The organism is Cupriavidus campinensis (assembly GCF_905397395.1).
GTDB classification, from domain to species: domain Bacteria; phylum Pseudomonadota; class Gammaproteobacteria; order Burkholderiales; family Burkholderiaceae; genus Cupriavidus; species Cupriavidus campinensis.
In genome coordinates, this window is sequence record NZ_CAJPVH010000002.1 from 37,592 (window position 1) to 53,151 (window position 15,560).

Here is a 15,560-nt window from a genome sequence, read left to right on the forward strand (position 1 = left end):
GCGTGCCTTGCACGCCGCACATCGCTCCCTTCCTGCCGCCCCCCATGTCCACCGCCACACCCGTGCCGGCCGCCGAGCCGGACACCGTATTCCGCGACCCCGCTTTCCGGCATTTCTGGTTCGCCAGGCTTTGCACCACCATCGGCTACCAGATCTTCACGGTGGCGGTGGGCTGGCAGATGTACGACCTCACGCGCGATCCCTTCATGCTCGGCATGGTCGGGCTGGTGCAGTTCCTGCCGTCGATCGTGCTGCTGCTGATGTCCGGGCACGTGGCGGACCGTTTCGACCGCCGGCTGATCGTACGCACCTGCCAGGCGCTGGAAGCGGTGATTGCCGTGTCGATGGCCGTGGCGAGCTTCTCGGGCTGGATCACGCGCGAGCACATCTTCCTGTTCGTGGCGGCCATCGGCGCCTGCCGCGCCTTCGAGACGCCCACGCTCCAGGCGCTGCTGCCCAGCGTGGTCACGCCACGCCAGCTGCCGCGCGCGGTGGCGCTGGCCAGTTCCGCCGGCCAGACCGCCATCATCATCGGCCCGGCGCTGGGCGGCTTCGCCTACGTGGCGGGGCCGGGCGTGGTCTATTCGATCAGCGCCGTGCTGTTTGCCATCGCCGCCGTGCTGGTGGCCACGCTCAAGCTGCGCCAGGCCGCGCAGCGGCTGACCACGCCGGTCAGCATCAAGACGCTGTTCGCCGGGTTTGCCTATATCCGCAGCCATCAGGTGCTGCTGGGCGCGGTGTCGCTGGACCTGTTCGCGGTGCTGCTCGGCGGCGCCACCGCGCTGCTGCCGATCTATGCGCGGGACATCCTCCACACCGGCCCCTGGGGGCTGGGGCTGCTGCGCTCGTCGCCGGCCATCGGCGCGCTGGTCACGGCGCTCTGGCTGGCGCGCAACCCGCTGAACCGGCGCGTGGGCCGCGTGATGTTCGGCGCGGTGGCGCTGTTCGGCGTGGCGACGATGATCTTCGGCATTTCCAACTGGCTGCCGCTCTCGATGGGGGCGCTGGTGGTGCTGGGCGCATCGGACATGATCAGCGTGGTGGTGCGCCAGACGCTGGTGCAGCTCGATACCCCCGACGACATGCGGGGCCGCGTGGGGGCGGTCAACTCGGTGTTCATCGGCGCCTCCAACCAGCTTGGCGAGTTCGAATCGGGCGTCACGGCGGCGCTGCTCGGGCCGGTGGGCGCGGTGCTGCTCGGCGGCGCCGGCACGGTGCTGGTGGTGTTCGCATGGATGCGGCTGTTCCCGGCGCTGGCCGACCGTGACCGCCTGCACGATCATCCCCACGACCGCCCGGCCCCGGCGCGCTGATCGCTCCCGATCCGGGCAAAGCGTACCCGTTTCTGCGCACACCTTCCCGCCGGACCCTGCTGCCCGCGCGCGCCATGCAGGGATTACAACGGCTCACGGCCGAAAGTTGTAATCACTGCACTCCCCCTGCCTTTTCTCCCTCGACTGTGATGTAAACGGCGCGCCGCACGGGCCGCCGTGAGCCATTGCGTGGCAACGGCTCACGCAGAAACGGGTACGCTTTGGGATTGTTCGCCGGGTTGGCTGGCACGTCCTTCGCAAGTCGGCCCGGGTTGCACGGAGGTTGCACTGAGGAGCGAACGCATGGAGCTGCCGTATATCGACGCCGATAAAGTCCAGGCCACCTGGGCCTATCTCACCCAGTTTGCGGTCAGCCAGGGGCTGAACTGCCTTGCCGCGCTGGCCATCCTGATTGCCGGCTGGTGGCTTTCCGGCCGCGCCGCGCGGGCCGTGAGGCAGGGCCTCCATCGCACCCACGTGGACGACACGCTGCGGCCCATGCTGGCCAGCGTGGCCCAGTGGGTGGTGCGCGTGCTGACCGTGGTGCTCGTGCTGTCGCAGTTCGGCGTGCAGACCGCGAGCATCATCGCCATGCTCGGCGCCGCCGGCCTGGCCATCGGCCTGGCGCTGCAGGGCACGCTCCAGAATATCGCCGCCGGGATCATGCTGGTGCTGCTGCGCCCGTTCCGCGTGGGCCAGTACATCGACGCCCAGGGCGTGGCCGGCACCGTGCGCGAGACCGGGCTGTTCATGACCGAGCTGACGACCTTCGACGGGGTCTGCCTGCGCGTGCCCAACGGCAAGCTCTGGGGCAGTTCGATCATGAACTACAGCGAGAACGTCACGCGGCGCATGGATATCGAGATCGCCGTGACCTTCGACAGCCCCGTGCAGGCCGGGCTGGATGCGCTCAAGGCCATGCTGGCCAAGGAGCCGCGGCTGCTGGCCGAGCCCAGGCCCGAGGTCATGGTGACGAAGTACACCGACCGGGGCATCGCGCTGAACGCGCGCTACTGGACCTCGAATGACGATTTCTGGAACGTGCAGTTCGGCTTCTTTGGCAAGCTGAAGCCGACGCTCGAGGCGGCCGGCTGCCGGATTGCCGTGCCGGTGCAGGAAGTCCTCGTACCGGAGATGGATGAGGCGGCGCTGGCCGAAGGGGCCGATGGGGCCGACGGCGACGGCAAGGCGGAGCGCTACGACGCCCGCCGCACCCCGCCGCGCCGGCCGAACTAGCCCCGCTCGGCCTCTTCCTCCGCGAACAAGGAGCACGCGCCGGTCTCGGCCGTGCTCACATGGGCGCGGAAGCCGCCGAACAGGTCGCGGCCCACGCCGTGCCGGTTGCGCGAGAGATCGGGCCGATCAGCTTCGCGCGCGGCCAGGTCGGCATCGGCCAGCTTCACGGTCAGCACGCCGGCTGGCGCGTCCACGCGCACGATGTCGCCGGTGCGCACCTTGCCGATGGCGCCGCCCAGCAGCGCCTCGGGGCAGACGTGGATGGCCGCCGGGACCTTGCCCGAGGCCCCCGACATCCGCCCGTCCGTGACCAGCGCCACGTGGAAGCCACGGTCCTGCAGCAGCGTCAGCGTGGGCGTGAGCTTGTGCAGCTCGGGCATGCCGCACGACGCCGGCCCCTGCCACGGCAGCACCGCCACGAAATCGCGCTCGAGTTCGCCACGCTTGAAGGCGTCCAGCAGATCATCCTGCCGCTCGAAGACGATGGCGGGCGCCTCCACCACCTGATGTTCCGGTTTCACAGCCGATGTCTTGATAACACATCGCCCCAGGTTGCCGTCGAGCAGCTTGATCCCGCCATCGGCCGCGAACGGCTGCTCGGGCAGGCGCACGATGGTGTCGTCCAGCGAGGCCGTGGGACCGTCGATCCAGGTCAGCTTGCCGTCGCGCAGCACCGGCTCGCGCGTGTAGTCGGCCAGCCCCTTGCCGGCGATGGTGGTCACGTCGTCGTGCAGCAGCCCCAGCGCCAGCAGGCCGCGAATCACCACTGCCAGCCCGCCGGCCGCCTGGAACTGGTTCACATCGGCCTTGCCGTTCGGGTAGACGCGCGCCAGCAGCGGCACCACGGCGGAGAGTTCATCGAAGTCGTCCCAGGTCAGCTGGATGCCGGCCACGCGCGCCATGGCGATCAGATGCAGCGTGTGGTTGGTGGACCCCCCCGTGGCCACCAGCCCGACGATGCCGTTGACGAACGCGCGTTCGTCGAGCACATCGGCCACCGGGGTGTAGCGCTCGCCGCCGTGCACCAGCGTCAGCGCGTGGGTGGCGGAATGGCGCGTCAGCGCCTCGCGCAGCGGCGTGCCGGGGTTGATGAAGGCGGTACCGGGCAGGTGCAGGCCCATGATCTCCATCAGCATCTGGTTCGAGTTGGCGGTGCCGTAGAAGGTGCAGGTGCCGGGGCCGTGGTAGGACCGGGTCTCGGCTTCCAGCAGCTCCGCGCGGCCGATCTTGCCTTCGGCATAAAGCTGGCGGATGTGGGCCTTCTCCTCGTTGCCGATGCCGGTGGTCATCGGCCCGCCCGGCACGAACACGGCCGGCAGGTGGCCGAAGGACAGCGCACCCATCACCAGGCCAGGCACGATCTTGTCGCACACGCCCAGGTACAGCACGCCGTCGAACATCTGGTGGGACAGCGCCACGGCGGTGGCCATGGCGATCACGTCGCGCGAGAACAGCGACAGGTCCATCCCATCCTGGCCCTGCGTCACGCCATCGCACATGGCCGGGGTGCCGCCGGCGAACTGCGCCGTGCCGCCGGCCGCCAGCGCGGCCTCCTTGATCCAGCGCGGGAAGGCTTCCAGCGGCTGGTGGGCGGACAGCATGTCGTTGTAGGCCGAGACGATGGCCAGGTTGGGGCGCTCCTGCGCCTTGAGGCGGATCTTGGCGTCATCCGGCATGGCGGCCACGCCGTGGGCGAGGTTGGTGCAGGACAGGTTGGCGCGCTCGACCTTCTGCCCGGCCATGGCGCGGGTGCGGTCGAGATAAGCCTGGCGCGTGGCGCGGCTGCGGGTCACGATGCGGGCCGTAACCCGCTCCAGGACAGGGTGGCGTGGCATGGAGTCTTCTCCTGTGAGGCGTGGGGCGCTTCGTGCGGCGCTCCATCAGCGTAGTCCAAATCGGCGGATACAGGTCGGATCGCTCACACGCCCGGATGTTCCGCGCTGGCCTGTGACAACGGCGTGTACCCCCGGTGTGCAGTCCGCGACGCTACGCAGAAATGGGTACGCTCGGGGTCCGCCTGGGGCCGCCCGCCGGCCGAATCCGTCCCGCCCACTGCCCAATCCCCGGCGAGTGACGTAACATGGCCGGAACTTATCCGCCCCTCGCCGGCACTCAGTAGTTGCCGGGGCGCCCACTTCCCCCCCGCAAGGAGCCCAGGGTGAGCATGCCCGATTTCGACATGGTGCTGTTTGGCGGCACCGGTGACCTGGCGCGGCGCAAGCTGCTGCCGGCCCTCTTCGACGCCCACCGCTGCGGCGTGCTGCATCCGTCCGCGCGCATCCTCGCCACGGGCAGCCACGCCCAGACCACCGAGCAGTACATCGCCACGCTGGAAGACACCGTGCGGCCCGCGCTGGAGCACGCGCCGCCCGACGCCTGGGCCTCGTTCCTGCAACGCATCTGCTATGTGCAGGCCGACGCGCGCGAGCCCGCCCACTTCGACGCGCTGGCCGAGAAGGTGCTGGCCCGCAAGCCCGAGGTGGTGGTCTGCTACCTGGCCACCGCCCCCCACATCTTCGTGCCGATCTGCGAGCAGTTGGGCCGCACTGGCGTGAACACGCCCAATGTGCGCGTGGTGCTGGAGAAGCCGCTGGGGCACGACCTGGACTCGTCCGAGGCCATCAATTCCTCCGTGGCGAAGTTCTTCGCCGAAGACCAGATCTATCGGATCGACCATTACCTGGGCAAGGAATCGGTCCAGAACCTGATGGCGATCCGCTTCGGCAACGCGCTGTTCGAGCCGCTGTGGCGCCGCGAATGGGTGCAGGACGTGCAGATCACCATCGCCGAGGAACTGGGCGTGGAGTCGCGCGGCGACTTCTACGACCGCACCGGCGCGCTGCGTGACATGGTGCAGAACCACCTGCTGCAGCTGCTATGCATGGTGGCGATGGAGCCGCCGGCGAGCCTGTCGGAAGACGCCATCCGCGACGAGAAGATCAAGATCCTCAAGGCGCTGCGGCCGATCCAGCCGCAGGACGTGGCCGAGAAAACCGTGCGCGGCCAGTACCGCGCCGGGGCGGTCGGCGGCAAGCCGGTGCCGGGGTATATCGAGGAACCGGGCATCGCCCCGGACAGCCGCACCGAAACCTTCGTCGCCATCAAGGCCGAGATTGCCAACTGGCGATGGGAGGGCGTGCCGTTCTACCTGCGCACCGGCAAGCGCATGCAGTCGCGCGTGGCCGAGATCGTGGTCCACTTCCGTGACGTGCCGCACGCCATCTTCCCCAAGCCGCTGACGCTGTCGCCGCAGAACCGGCTGGTGATCCAGCTCCAGCCCGAGGAAAGCATCAAGCTGTATTTCCTGGTCAAGCAGCCGGGCGATACCCTCGAACTGACCCCCACCTCGCTCGACCTGGACTTCGCCAACTCGTTCAAGGTGCGCCGCGCCGGCGCCTACGAGCGCCTGCTGCTGGACGTGATCCGCGGCCGGCTGGGCCTGTTCGTGCGCCGTGACGAGCAGGTGCAGGCGTGGCGCTGGGTAGAGCCGATCATCGACACCTGGGCCGACAGCACCGTGCCGCCCAAGTCGTATACCGCCGGCACCTGGGGGCCTGCGGCGTCGTCGGCGCTGATGTCGCGCGACAACGCGCTCTGGCACGAGGAAGTCTGACCCACCATCTGTCTAACTAGAAAGGGACCGATCATGCGCCAGTACGAACATGCCTCCGTGATGGATCAGGCCGAATCGCTGGCCCTCTCGATCGGCCATGCGCTGGAACTGGTGATCCAGGCCAAGGGCTGGGCGGTGCTGGCGGTGTCCGGCGGGCGCTCGCCGGTGCCGATGTTCGAACGGCTGCGCTATCGGCCCATCCGCTGGGACGCCGTGACCGTGACGCTGGTGGATGAGCGCGCGGTGCCGCCCGACCACCCTGACAGCAATGGCGCGCTGGTGCGCCACAACCTGCTGCGCGAGGCAGCGGGCGTGGCGGCCTGGTTGCCGCTGGTGGAGGATGCCGCCGAGGCGGCCCAGCCGGAGCGCGCCGTGGCGCGGCTCAACGAACGCTTCCAGCAGCCGGACGTGGTGGTGCTCGGCATGGGCGAGGATGGGCACACGGCGTCGCTGTTCCCCGAGGCGCCCGAGCTCCAGACCGCGCTGTCCGAGCCGAAGCCCGGTTTCCTGGTCACCCATCCGACCAGCGCCAACCACGCCCGCGTGACGCTGAACCTCGCCGCGCTGCTGGCCGCCGAACGCACCTTCCTGGCCATCTCGGGCGAGAAGAAGGCCGAGGTGCTGGCCCGCGCGCTCAAGGCGCCCACGCCGGCCCTGCCGGTGAGCCTGGTGCTGGCGCGCCACCACCACGGCGTGGATGTGTTCCGCACCTGATCGCTCGCCAACGTTCGTTCTCGACAAAGTTTTCGACAAAGGGTCCCGATGTCTCCACCTGATGCGCAAGCCGACTCGTATCCCCGCCTGCTGGCCGACGTAGGCGGCACCAACGTGCGGATGGCGCTGGAAACGGCACCGATGCGGATTGGCGCGGTCACCGCGCTGAAGGTGGCGGATTTTCCGTCGCTCGAAGCGGCCATGCGGCAGTACCTGCGCGGCCTGCACGACCTGCCGCGCCCGCGCCACGCGGCCATCGGGCTGGCCAATCCGGTCACCGGGGACCACGTCAAGCTGACCAACCACAACTGGGCGTTCTCGATCGACGCTACGCGCCGCGCGCTCGACCTGGACACGCTGGTGGCCATCAACGACTTCACCGCTTTGGCGCTGGCGCTGCCCTACCTGCCCGCGGAGGACCTTGCGCTGGTGCGCAGCGGCACGGCGGTGCCCACGGCGCCGCGCGCGCTGCTGGGGCCGGGCACCGGGCTGGGCGTCTCGGGGCTGGTGCCCGCGCCCGGCGGCGGCGCGGTGGCGCTGGCCGGCGAAGGCGGCCATATCGAGATCATGCCGGCCACCGACGACGAGTGGATCGCCTGGCGCTACGCCCATCAGCATCTGGGGCGGGTCTCGGCGGAGCGCATGTTGTCGGGCATGGGCCTGTCCCAGATCCACGCCGCGCTGGCCGCAGAAACGGGTACGCCTCTGGCCCAGCCGCTGACCCCGGCCGAGGTCACGGACGGCGCCATCAAGACCGGCGACCCGCTGTGCCAGCGCGCCTTCGCGGCGTTCTGCGGCCTGCTCGGCTCCGTGGCGGGCGACGTGGCGCTGGTGCTCGGCGCGCGCGGCGGGGTCTATCTCGGCGGCGGCATCGTGCCGCGTTTCGTCGATGCCTTCCGGGCCTCGCCGTTCGCCGCGCGCTTTGCCGCCAAGGGCCGCATGGGCGCCTATCTGGCCGACATCCCGGTCTACGTGATCACCGCCGCCTACCCGTCGCTACCCGGGCTGGCGCGCGCGCTGGCAGACCGCCTCGAGGGCGACATGCGCCACGGCGCCGCCGCCCAACCCTGACTGACCGATCCCGACATGCGTGTATTGCTGGTGGAAGATGACGCCATGATTGGCGAGAGCGTGAAGGTGGCACTGCGCCAGGAGGGCTTTACCGTCGATTGGGTGCGCGATGGCGATGCCGGCCTCGACGCCGCCTCTGACCAGCACGGCCCCCGCGCGGACGGCGGCTACGACCTCGTGCTGCTCGACCTTGGTCTGCCGCGCCGCTCGGGCCTGGACGTGCTGAAGACCCTGCGCGCCCGCAACGTGCGCACGCCGGTGCTGATCCTCACCGCGCGGGACGCCGTGGCGGACCGCGTGGCCGGCCTCAACGCCGGCGCGGATGACTACCTCGTCAAGCCCTTCGACCTCCAGGAACTGGCCGCGCGCATGCACGCGCTGGCGCGCCGGGCCGAGGGCCGCGCCGAGCCGCTGCTGCGCTACGGCGACATCGTGCTCAACCCCGCCACGCGCGAGGCCACCCAGGCCGGCACGGCGGTGCGGCTGTCCGCACGCGAGTTCGCGCTGCTCTCCGCGCTGATGGCGCGCCCCGGCCAGGTCTGGTCGGTGGCGCAGTTGCAGGAGCGCCTGTACGGCTGGGACGACGAGGTGGGCAGCAACACGGTCGAGGTCTATATCCACGCGCTGCGCCGCAAGTTCGGCGCCGCCCTGATCCGCAATATCCGGGGCGTGGGCTACGTGGTGCCGCAGCGTGATGGCGCCGACGAGGAGCGTCCGTCCTGATGCGCTCGATCCAACGTACGTTGTTGTGGTGGCTGGCCGCCGGGCTGGCGGCGGGTATCGCCGTGGCCACCGGCCTGATCTACGCGCAGGCCCGGCAGGAGGCCAACGCGCTGTTCGACTATCAGATGAAGCAGGTGGCGGCGGCGTTGCCGAGCCAGTTCCCGAGCCCGATCGCGCCGCCGTTCGACGGTGGCAATGGCAGCGGCGCCAGCGCGGACCTGCTCCATGCAGACGAGGACGTGGTGATCCACATCTGGGACGGCACGGGCCGCAGTCTCTACCTGTCGCACTCCCACCCGGTGCTGCCGCCGCGCGCGGAACTTGGCTTCTCCAGCGTGCGCACGGATTCCGGCGAATGGCGCATCTACAGCGTGCAGCTGGGGCCGGCCGTGGTCCAGATCGCCCAGCCGATGAGCGCGCGCCGCACGCTGGCCGCGCATATGGCGCTGCGCACGGTGGCGCCGCTGCTGTTGCTGATGCCGCTGCTGGCGTGGCTGATCTGGATGGCGGTAGGACGGGGTTTGCGCCCGCTGCGCGAGATTGCTGCCGAGGTGCGCGCGCGTGACGCCAACACGCTGGCGCCGCTGGCCTTGCGCCAGATGCCGGACGAAATCGCCCCGCTTTCCGACGCGCTGAACCAGTTGCTGGCGCGGCTGGCGCAGGCCATCGACACCCAGCGCGCCTTCGTGGCCGACGCTGCCCACGCGCTGCGCACGCCGCTGGCGGCGCTGCAATTGCAGGCGCAACTGGTGGAGCGCGCCGACAGCGCGCCGGCCCGGCAGGAAGCCGTGTCGCAGCTGCGGCAGGGGCTGGAGCGGCTGACGCACCTCGTCGCGCAGTTGCTGACGCTGGCGCGGCAGGAGCCCGGCGCCGCACCGCCGCCGCATGAGCCGGTGGACCTGCGCGCGCTGGCTGCGGGGGTGATCGCGGAAATGTCCCAGGCGGCCATCGACCGGGATATCGACCTGGGGCTGGAGGCCGATGCTGCCGAAGGCGCCATGGTGCGGGGCGATGCGGACGCGCTGCGCATCCTGCTGACCAATCTCATCGACAACGCGCTGCACTACATTCCGGCCGGCGGGCGGATCGATGTGCGGGTGGCGAGCTTGCCGGGTGTCGGCAGCGAGGGTGGCGTGGAACTGCAGGTCAGCGACAACGGCCCGGGCATTCCCGCCGACGAGCGCGCGCGCGTGTTCGACCGGTTTTACCGTGTACCGGAAGCGCCCACGGGCGGCAGCGGGCTGGGGCTGGCCATCGTGGCCGAGATCGCCCAGTCGCACGGCGCCCGCGTGGCGCTGGAAGATGCCGCGCCGGGGCTGCGCGTGCGCGTGACCTTCCCCCCGTCGCGGCCTGAGCCCGTCTTCCCTTAGTCGTGCCTCAGCCGACCGGCGCGAACAGCGGCTCGCCCGCGAAGTGCCGGCGCGCGTTCTCCAGGAACTGGCTGACCGACGCCAGCACCGCTTCCGGCGACCAGCCGGCCACGTGCGGGGTCAGCACCACGTTCGGGCAATCGAACAGTTCCTTGGGCGGCAGCGGCTCGCTCTCATAGACATCGAGCCCGGCGCCGCCCAGCTCGCCGGCGCGCAAGGCATTGGCCAGCGCCGCCGTGTTCACCACGCTGCCCCGCGCGATATTGACGAGGTAGCCGTGCGGCCCCAGCGCGCGCAGCACCGGCGTATCGACCAGATGGCGCGTCTCCGGGCCCCCCGGCGTGGCGATGACCAGATAGTCGGCCCACTTGGCCAGTGCGCCCACATCGGCAAAGTACGAAAACGAGACGTCCTCGCGTGCGCGGCGGTTGTGATAGCCGATCTCCAGGTCGAAGCCCTGGCCGCGCTGCGCAATGCGCCGCCCGATGGTGCCAAGGCCGACGATGCCGAGCCGCTTGCCCGAGAAATTCGGCGGCAGCGGCAGCGCGTTGCGCCAGACGCCGTCACGCGTGGCGTGGTCCAGCGCCGGCACGCGGCGCACGGTGGCCAGCAGCAGCGCCATGGCGTGGTCGGCCACGCAGCTGTCGTTGGTGCCCGCGCCGTTGCCCACGGCAATGCCGCGCGCCCGGCAGGCGGCCAGGTCGATGTTCTCGTAGCCGGCGCCCAGCGCGCACACCACCTCCAAGGCCGGCATGGCCGCGATCTCGGTGGCCGTCAGGCCGACCGTGCCATTGGTCAACACGGCGCGGAAGGTCTTGCCGTGCGCGGCCACTTCCGCCGCCCGGCCCTCGGCCGTGGGCGCGTAGCGGACGTCGTACTGGGCGGAGACAAGTTCAAGATGAGCGGGTTCGAGCTGGATCAGGACAAGCAGGGCGGGCAGGGCGGGCTTCATGACGTCACGGCGAGGGGAAGTGAAAGGAGGATGCCGGCGAACCGACGCGCCATTCTATGCCCGACACCGGATCAATGCTTGACCCCGCAAGGGTTGGTGCGCGCAGAAATGGGTACGCTTTGCCGGCAGGGGCGGCACCAGGCGGCGGAAAAAGCCGCGCAGAAACGGGTACGCTTTGGCCTGTTTCGCCAATTTCGCCGCTATGCTCGGTCATCCACCCGAGCCGACCATGTCCACCCTCCTCACCACCCCTCGCTGGCGCTGGCTGCCCGCCCCTGACACCTGGCAATACCACGCCCTGCTTGGTGCGGCGGGGATGCTGGTGCTGGGGCCGCTTGGCTGCGTGGCGGCGGCTTACATGAACTTCTCGCTCGGGTTCTTTATTGGCGGGCAGGTGCTGGCCGGCATTCTGGGTTCGGCGGTGACGGCGGGATATGGCGCCGCCGGGCGGCATGGGGCCAACTATATCCAGACGGCGGCGGCGTCCGTGGCCGGCATGGGCGGGATGGTCGTGGTGATCCAGGCGATGGGCTGGATGGGCATGGATGCGCCGCCGCTCTGGCACCTGATCGGCTACATGCTGTGCATCGGCATGTATGGCGTGGGTGTGGGCATGCTCTACACGCCCTTGCTGGTGGACCGCATGCAGCTGACGTTTCCGTCCGGGCTGGCCGTGGCCAACATCCTGCGGGCGCTGACCGATCCGGTGCTGCTGCGGCGCTCGGTGGCGCGGCTGGGCGGCGGTATCGCGCTCGGGGCGGTGGCCGGGGTGGGGGTCACGCGCGTGGCGTGGCTGGGTGCTATCGACCTGTCCGCGTCGACCTTCGGCGCCGGCATGATCGTCGGCGCGCGCATCGGCATCGCGGCGCTAGTCGGGGGGCTGGCGGGATGGGCGCTGACGCCGTATTTCGTGTCGATTGGCTGGCTCGCGCCGGGTGACCCCTATCGCAAGATCACCTTCCTGATCGCGCTGGGCATGATCATGGGCGCGGCGCTGGTCGATGTGTCACTGCTGCTCGCGCGGGCCTGGCGGGAGCGCCTGCCGGCCACGCAGGTGCCGGCGCCCGCCGTCCCTGTCCCCGCCTCCCCTATCCCCGCCTCCCTTATCCCCGCCTCCCAGCGCGGCCTGCCGATGCGTTGGATCTGGCTCTGGGTGGTGGTCTGGGGCGCGGCGGTGGTGGCAACGGGCGCGGCGTGGTTCGGCCAGCCGGTGGGCTACCAGCTGCTGGCCGTGGCGCTGGTGCTGGTGTTCGCGCTGGTCAACGGCATCTCGGTCGGCATGGTCGATGCGAATCCGATCTCGTCGGCCTTCGTGCTCACGGTGATCCTGATGGCCGCCGTGGGGCTGCGCGAGCCCCATATCGGCCTGATCGCCGCGACCGTGCTGCTGGTCTCCACGGCCGAGGCGTGCGACATGCAGCAGGACCGCTCCACCGGCTGGCGGCTCGGCACCAACCGGATGATGCAGTTCGGCTATCAGGTGGCTGGCATCGTCGTGGGCGCGGTGCTGGCGGTGCTGCTGGCGCGGCTGTTCATGCAGGCGTATCCGGTGCTGCGGCTCGACCAGACCCTGCTCCCGGCGGACCAGCAGCCGGCGCGCTGGACCTCCGCCATGACCTACAAGATCGTTGGCGCGCTGCGCAGCATGACCGAGGACCGCTCCTACCAGCGGCTGGCGGTGTGGATCGGGGTGGGTATCGGGCTGGTGACCGAGGTGGCGCGCAAGGCGATCCGTGCCTCGGCCCGCTACCGGCGCTTCGCGCAGTCGGGCGGCGCCGGCAAGACCGTGGATTTCCTGCTCGATGCAGCGGTGCTGCCGTCGCCGTACGCGTCGTCGTTCGGTGGGTTTGTGAACCTGCCGGCCGCCGCGTGGATGGCGGCGGGCGGCGTGCTGGCCAGCGTGGTGGAGAGCGTGGCGAAGAACCGCGGGGCGCCCGCCCGCGATGCCGCGCTGCCCGAGGACATGAGCACGACTTCGCTGGTAGGCGGCGGGCTGATCGCCGGCGACGCGCTGGCGGCGCTGGCGCTGGGTGTAGCGGGGTTGGTGGCAGTGGTGGGCTAGTCTCCCCTCACACCTCCTTCGTCATCCCCTTGAAGTCGATCCACTGGCCGAACTGTTCCTCGGTGACGTGGCCCGAGGCAATCGCGGCCTCGCGCAGGGACAGGTTCTTCTTCACGGCCAGCTTGGCGATTTCGGCAGCCTTGTCGTAGCCGATATGCGGGTTCAGGGCCGTCACGGACATCAGGGAGCGTTCGAGCAGTTCCTGAATCCGTGCGCGGTCCGGCTCCACGCCTTCGACCATATGTTCGGCGAAGCTCGACGCCGCATCGGCCAGCAGTGTCACAGACTGCAACAGGCTATAGACGATCACCGGCTTGTAGGCGTTCAGTTCGAGCGTGCCCAGGCTGTTGGCCAGCGTGACCGTCGTATGGTTGCCGATGATGCGGCAGCAGACCATGGCGAGGGCTTCGGCCTGCGTCGGATTGACCTTGCCGGGCATGATCGACGAACCGGGCTCGTTGGCCGGCAGTTGCAGTTCGGCAAACCCGGCGCGCGGGCCCGAGCCGAGCAGCATGAAGTCCCGTGCGATCTTCAGGAACGACGACGCCGTGGTGTTCAGCGCGCCCGAGAGGTCGGCCAGCGCGTCATGCGCGGCCTGGAGCGCGAAGCGGTTGGCTGCCGGCTCGAACGGCAGGCCGGTGTAGCCGGCCAGCGAGCGGGCAAAGGCGGCGGCGAATCCCGGGGGCGCGTTCAGGCCGGTGCCGACCGCGGTACCGCCCTGCGCCACCGGCATCGCGCGCAGCATGGCCTGTTGCAGGCGCGATTGCGCGTCCGCCACCTGGGTCATATAGCCGGAAAATTCCTGGCCGAGGGTCAGCGGCACGGCGTCCTGCAGGTGGGTGCGGCCTACCTTCACGATGTCGGCAAACGCTTCCACCTTCTTTGCGAAGGTTTGTTGCAGTTTCTCGAGCGAGGGGAGCAGCGTCTGCTGGATGGCGCGCGTGGCGGCGATGTGCATCGCCGTGGGAAAGCTGTCGTTGGACGACTGGCTGGCGTTGACGTGGTCGTTCGGGTGAACCGGCTTCTTGCTGCCGACCTCGCCGCCCAGCAGCTGGATGGCGCGGTTGGAGATCACTTCGTTGAGGTTCATGTTGGTCTGCGTGCCCGAGCCGGTCTGCCAGACCGAGAGCGGGAACTCGGCCGGCCACTTGCCGGCGATGACTTCCTCGGCGGCCTGCTCGATGGCTTCGGCAATCTCGGGCTTCAGCACGCCCAGGTCGCGGTTGGCACGGGCCGCGCAGAGCTTGAGCACGGCGAACGCCTCGATCAGGGCCGGGGGCATCTTCTCGCTGCCGATGCGGAAATTCTGGCGCGAGCGCTCGGTCTGGGCGCCCCAGAGATGATCGGCCGGTACGGCCACATCCCCGAGGCTGTCTTTTTCGATGCGGGTGGCTGACGAGGGGTTTGCGGGCTTGGCGGACATGGACGGACTCCTTGAGGGAAGGCTGCAGGATCAGGCAGGACTGCTAGCATAGCCTTCCCGCGTCACATTCGCGCCGAAGCCCCTGTCGCCGTCAGGCGGTTAGATTGCTGTGCATGTTGCGGCGATGCCGGCAGGTCAGGCGGTCATCTTGAGGCACATTTCCATGCAGGCCTGGCACGCCGCGGCGCATTCCTGGCAGTGCCAATGGTCATGTCGCTCACATTCTTCCTTGCACCATTTACACACTTCGGCGCAGTCTTCACAGACGAGGGGCGCAAATTCGCTATTGCGCAGCATGTAGGAGGCGGCGAGGGTGCAGATGCCGGCGCAGTCCATGTCCAGGGCGATGCAGCGTGTCATCTTCCGGGCGTCCTGCTCCTCGAGGCAGGCGGCCGCGCACTTCAGGCAGGCCGCCGCGCAGGCGTTGCAGGCGGCGATACAGTCGGCATACCGTTCAAAATTCTCTCGCACTGTGGGTCGAATCATCGGGTGTCCTCCTTGGGGGTGGGTGGTCGACAACCAGCAACCGTTATCCACAATAGCAGGCGCCCCGGCGTCCTGCCGCAATGTGGTGTGGTCTACAATGGCCGCCTCAGGTTCGGCGCCGTCAGCGTTGGATAGTTCCGGCCCATTCATCTGGATGGCCGGAGAAGCGTGAAGAAGTTGAAAATTGGCAGCGATAAGCTGCAAGAAAGGACGGCATCATGGGTGAAGCAAAACGGCGGGGCACGCCCGAGGAACGGGCGCAGCAGGCGCAGGCACGGATCGACGCCCTGCGGCCCGCACAACTGGTCTGCGGTGCGTGCAAGACCTCATTCACCAATTTCGATGCGATTCCGGCCCCCGGCCTGCGCGGCATCGACGCCGTGTTCGGCGGCCAGTGCCCGAGCTGCGGCAACGATGTGGTCGTATTCAAGGGCGAGCCCCAGGCGGTGGCCGAGGCCATGCTGGCCTACGAGAGGATGATGGGCGAGAGCGCGCGGCTGGGCTACCAGTCGGCCGATGGCCGGCACGTGCCGTTCGACGAGGCCGCGCCGCAGGCATCGGACGCTTCCGACGACTCGACCAAGCACTGAGCCGCCG

13 protein-coding genes are annotated in these 15,560 nt (G+C 69.5%); 9 read left to right on the forward strand and 4 right to left on the reverse strand.

The genetic code is table 11. The features are described 5' to 3' along the window. Window positions 1-44: 44 nt before the first annotated feature. Both KHO18_RS01730 and KHO18_RS01735 read left to right on the forward strand, forming a co-directional pair. Window positions 45-1,313 carry an MFS transporter gene (locus tag KHO18_RS01730; protein ID WP_144201040.1) on the forward strand — a complete coding sequence of 423 codons (1,269 nt, stop codon included), beginning with the start codon at window positions 45-47 and terminating at the stop codon, window positions 1,311-1,313. 303 nt (window positions 1,314-1,616) lie between these two features. Beyond that, window positions 1,617-2,549, forward strand: a complete 933-nt coding sequence (locus tag KHO18_RS01735) for a mechanosensitive ion channel family protein (protein ID WP_211942687.1) — start codon at window positions 1,617-1,619, stop codon at window positions 2,547-2,549. On the opposite strand, the gene edd is transcribed toward KHO18_RS01735, so the two are convergent. Next, window positions 2,546-4,384: a phosphogluconate dehydratase gene (edd, locus tag KHO18_RS01740; protein ID WP_144201036.1), complete on the reverse strand. Its 1,839-nt coding sequence runs from the start codon at window positions 4,382-4,384 to the stop codon at window positions 2,546-2,548. The genes KHO18_RS01735 and edd overlap by 4 nt on opposite strands. 329 nt (window positions 4,385-4,713) lie before the next feature. On the opposite strand from edd, the gene zwf reads away from it, so the two are divergent. Genes zwf through KHO18_RS01765 form a run of 5 tightly spaced genes read left to right on the forward strand, consistent with a single transcriptional unit; the run spans window position 4,714 to window position 10,040 of the window. Next, the gene (gene zwf, locus KHO18_RS01745; RefSeq protein WP_211942688.1) at window positions 4,714-6,162 is read left to right on the forward strand and encodes a glucose-6-phosphate dehydrogenase; all 1,449 of its coding nucleotides are present in this window, start codon (window positions 4,714-4,716) and stop codon (window positions 6,160-6,162) included. A 33-nt stretch (window positions 6,163-6,195) separates the two neighbouring features. Continuing rightward, complete coding sequence (gene pgl / locus KHO18_RS01750) at window positions 6,196-6,876, forward strand: 6-phosphogluconolactonase (RefSeq protein WP_144201032.1); 681 nt, start codon at window positions 6,196-6,198, stop codon at window positions 6,874-6,876. A 48-nt stretch (window positions 6,877-6,924) separates the two neighbouring features. Then, a complete protein-coding gene (locus tag KHO18_RS01755) occupies window positions 6,925-7,947 on the forward strand; it encodes a glucokinase (RefSeq protein WP_144201030.1) in 1,023 nt (340 codons plus the stop codon). Between the two features lie 15 nt (window positions 7,948-7,962). After that, the gene (locus tag KHO18_RS01760) at window positions 7,963-8,670 is read left to right on the forward strand and encodes a response regulator (RefSeq protein ID WP_144201028.1); all 708 of its coding nucleotides are present in this window, start codon (window positions 7,963-7,965) and stop codon (window positions 8,668-8,670) included. Beyond that, window positions 8,670-10,040 carry a sensor histidine kinase gene (locus tag KHO18_RS01765; protein WP_211942689.1) on the forward strand — a complete coding sequence of 457 codons (1,371 nt, stop codon included), beginning with the start codon at window positions 8,670-8,672 and terminating at the stop codon, window positions 10,038-10,040. The genes KHO18_RS01760 and KHO18_RS01765 overlap by 1 nt, the downstream gene beginning before the upstream one ends. Window positions 10,041-10,047: 7 nt before the next feature. Here the strand turns inward: KHO18_RS01765 and KHO18_RS01770 are convergent, their stop codons facing one another. Continuing rightward, window positions 10,048-10,992, reverse strand: coding sequence for a 2-hydroxyacid dehydrogenase (locus KHO18_RS01770; protein WP_211942690.1), 945 nt, complete (start codon window positions 10,990-10,992; stop codon window positions 10,048-10,050). A 229-nt stretch (window positions 10,993-11,221) separates the two neighbouring features. Here KHO18_RS01770 and KHO18_RS01775 point away from each other — a divergent pair, with 229 nt between their 5' ends. After that, complete coding sequence (locus KHO18_RS01775) at window positions 11,222-13,054, forward strand: OPT/YSL family transporter (RefSeq protein WP_211942691.1); 1,833 nt, start codon at window positions 11,222-11,224, stop codon at window positions 13,052-13,054. A gap of 7 nt (window positions 13,055-13,061) precedes the next feature. Here KHO18_RS01775 and fumC read toward each other — a convergent pair whose 3' ends face one another. Both fumC and KHO18_RS01785 read right to left on the reverse strand, forming a co-directional pair. Further along, window positions 13,062-14,477: a class II fumarate hydratase gene (fumC, locus tag KHO18_RS01780; RefSeq protein ID WP_144201019.1), complete on the reverse strand. Its 1,416-nt coding sequence runs from the start codon at window positions 14,475-14,477 to the stop codon at window positions 13,062-13,064. Between the two features lie 135 nt (window positions 14,478-14,612). Further along, a complete protein-coding gene (locus tag KHO18_RS01785) occupies window positions 14,613-14,963 on the reverse strand; it encodes a four-helix bundle copper-binding protein (RefSeq protein WP_144201017.1) in 351 nt (116 codons plus the stop codon). Window positions 14,964-15,181: 218 nt separating this feature from the next. Between KHO18_RS01785 and KHO18_RS01790 the strand changes: the two genes are divergently transcribed. Continuing rightward, on the forward strand, window positions 15,182-15,553 hold the full coding sequence (locus tag KHO18_RS01790) for a hypothetical protein (protein ID WP_144201015.1): 372 nt from the start codon (window positions 15,182-15,184) through the stop codon (window positions 15,551-15,553). Window positions 15,554-15,560: the final 7 nt, after the last annotated feature.

Excerpts from the sequence above, each read along its gene's own strand:
- KHO18_RS01730 (WP_144201040.1), top strand. The coding sequence starts at position 45 with ATGTCCACCGCCACACCCGTGCCGGCCGCCGAGCCGGACACCGTATTC.
- KHO18_RS01735 (WP_211942687.1), top strand. The coding sequence starts at position 1,617 with ATGGAGCTGCCGTATATCGACGCCGATAAAGTCCAGGCCACCTGGGCC.
- edd (WP_144201036.1), bottom strand. The coding sequence starts at position 4,384 with ATGCCACGCCACCCTGTCCTGGAGCGGGTTACGGCCCGCATCGTGACC.
- zwf (WP_211942688.1), top strand. The coding sequence starts at position 4,714 with ATGCCCGATTTCGACATGGTGCTGTTTGGCGGCACCGGTGACCTGGCG.
- pgl (WP_144201032.1), top strand. The coding sequence starts at position 6,196 with ATGCGCCAGTACGAACATGCCTCCGTGATGGATCAGGCCGAATCGCTG.
- KHO18_RS01755 (WP_144201030.1), top strand. The coding sequence starts at position 6,925 with ATGTCTCCACCTGATGCGCAAGCCGACTCGTATCCCCGCCTGCTGGCC.
- KHO18_RS01760 (WP_144201028.1), top strand. The coding sequence starts at position 7,963 with ATGCGTGTATTGCTGGTGGAAGATGACGCCATGATTGGCGAGAGCGTG.
- KHO18_RS01765 (WP_211942689.1), top strand. The coding sequence starts at position 8,670 with ATGCGCTCGATCCAACGTACGTTGTTGTGGTGGCTGGCCGCCGGGCTG.
- KHO18_RS01770 (WP_211942690.1), bottom strand. The coding sequence starts at position 10,992 with ATGAAGCCCGCCCTGCCCGCCCTGCTTGTCCTGATCCAGCTCGAACCC.
- KHO18_RS01775 (WP_211942691.1), top strand. The coding sequence starts at position 11,222 with ATGTCCACCCTCCTCACCACCCCTCGCTGGCGCTGGCTGCCCGCCCCT.
- fumC (WP_144201019.1), bottom strand. The coding sequence starts at position 14,477 with ATGTCCGCCAAGCCCGCAAACCCCTCGTCAGCCACCCGCATCGAAAAA.
- KHO18_RS01785 (WP_144201017.1), bottom strand. The coding sequence starts at position 14,963 with ATGATTCGACCCACAGTGCGAGAGAATTTTGAACGGTATGCCGACTGT.
- KHO18_RS01790 (WP_144201015.1), top strand. The coding sequence starts at position 15,182 with ATGGGTGAAGCAAAACGGCGGGGCACGCCCGAGGAACGGGCGCAGCAG.